Origin of the sequence: Mesonia hippocampi (genome assembly GCF_014197445.1) — a bacterium.
In the GTDB taxonomy this organism is placed as follows: domain Bacteria; phylum Bacteroidota; class Bacteroidia; order Flavobacteriales; family Flavobacteriaceae; genus Mesonia; species Mesonia hippocampi.
This window is the reverse complement of sequence record NZ_JACIFO010000025.1, coordinates 1-2,207: the sequence shown is the minus strand read 5'-3', so window position 1 is coordinate 2,207 and position 2,207 is coordinate 1. Positions and strand designations below refer to the sequence as shown.

Annotated in this window: 1 protein-coding gene; it reads left to right on the top strand. The window is 41.5% G+C overall.

Going from position 1 to position 2,207, the window contains the following annotated elements:
• Positions 1-2,207, top strand: a 2,207-nt coding sequence (locus GGR32_RS11945) for an Ig-like domain-containing protein (RefSeq protein ID WP_484502657.1), incomplete at both ends; no start/stop codon positions are given.

The following is a 2,207-nucleotide window of genomic DNA, read 5'->3' as shown; positions in this document are numbered from 1 at the left end:
GTTATCTGGTATGATGCTGCAACCAATGGAGTTCAATTAGGCGATACAGTTTTATTAGCAGACAATACAACTTACTACGCAAGTTTAACCACCGCAGCAGGTTGTGAAAGCACAAGTCGATTAGCGATAACGGTAAGTTTAACCGACCCAGGATTACCAACGGCAACAGAAACTACACAAACTTTCTGTGCTTCGGATGCGCCAAGTATTGCAGACATCGTTGTAAACGAAAGCAATGTTATCTGGTATGATGCTGCAACCCATGGAGTTCAATTAGGAGACAGTACGTTATTATCCGACAATACAACTTACTACGCAAGTTTAACGACAGCAGCAGGTTGTGAAAGCACAAGTCGATTAGCGATTACGGTAAGTTTAACCGACCCAGGATTACCAACGGCAACAGAAACTACACAAACTTTCTGTGCTTCGGATATGCCAAGTATTGCAGATATTTCAGTAAACGAAAGCAATGTTATCTGGTATGATGCTGCAACTAATGGAGTTCAATTAGGCGATACTACTTTATTAGCTGACAATACAACTTACTACGCAAGTTTAACGACAGCAGCAGGTTGTGAAAGCACAAGTCGATTAGCGATAACGGTAAGTTTAACCGATCCAGGATTACCAACGGCAACAGAAACCACACAAACTTTCTGTGCTTCGGATATGCCAAGTATTGCAGATATCGTTGTAAACGAAAGCAATGTTATCTGGTATGATGCTGCAACCAATGGAGTTCAATTAGGCGATACAGTTTTATTAGCTGACAATACAACTTACTACGCAAGTTTAACGACAGCAGCAGGTTGTGAAAGCACAAGTCGATTAGCGATTACGGTAAGTTTAACCGACCCAGGATTACCAACGGCAACAGAAACCACACAAACTTTCTGTGCTTCGGATATGCCAAGTATTGCAGATATTTCAGTAAACGAAAGCAATGTTATCTGGTATGATGCTGCAACCCATGGAGTTCAATTAGGAGACAGCACTTTATTAGCAGATAATACAACTTACTACGCAAGTTTAACCACCGCAGCAGGTTGTGAAAGCACCAGTCGATTGGCGATTACGGTAAGTTTAACCGACCCAGGATTACCAACGGCAGCAGAAACCACACAAACTTTCTGTGCTTCGGATATGCCAAGTATTGCAGATATCGTTGTAAACGAAAGCAATGTTATCTGGTATGATGCTGCAACCAATGGAGTTCAATTAGGCGATACAGTTTTATTAGCTGACAATACAACTTACTACGCAAGTTTAACCACCGCAGCAGGTTGTGAAAGCACAAGTCGATTAGCGATTACGGTAAGTTTAACCGACCCAGGATTACCAACGGCAACAGAAACTACACAAACTTTCTGTGCTTCGGATATGCCAAGTATTGCAGATATCGTTGTAAACGAAAGCAATGTTATCTGGTATGATGCTGCAACCAATGGAGTTCAATTAGGCGATACAGTTTTATTAGCAGACAATACAACTTACTACGCAAGTTTAACCACCGCGGAAGGTTGTGAAAGCACAAGTCGATTAGCGATAACGGTAAGTTTAACCGATCCAGGATTACCAACGGCAACAGAAACTACACAAACTTTCTGTGCTTCGGATATGCCAAGTATTGCAGATATCGTTGTAAACGAAAGCAATGTTATCTGGTATGATGCTGCAACCAATGGAGTTCAATTAGGCGATACAGTTTTATTAGCTGACAATACAACTTACTACGCAAGTTTAACCACCGCAGCAGGTTGTGAAAGCACAAGTCGATTAGCGATAACGGTAAGTTTAACCGACCCAGGATTACCAACGGCAACAGAAACTACACAAACTTTCTGTGCTTCGGATGCGCCAAGTATTGCAGACATCGTTGTAAACGAAAGCAATGTTATCTGGTATGATGCTGCAACCCATGGAGTTCAATTAGGAGACAGTACGTTATTATCCGACAATACAACTTACTACGCAAGTTTAACGACAGCAGCAGGTTGTGAAAGCACAAGTCGATTAGCGATTACGGTAAGTTTAACCGACCCAGGATTACCAACGGCAACAGAAACTACACAAACTTTCTGTGCTTCGGATATGCCAAGTATTGCAGATATCGTTGTAAACGAAAGCAATGTTATCTGGTATGATGCTGCAACCAATGGAGTTCAATTAGGCGATACAGTTTTATTAGCTGACAATACAACTTA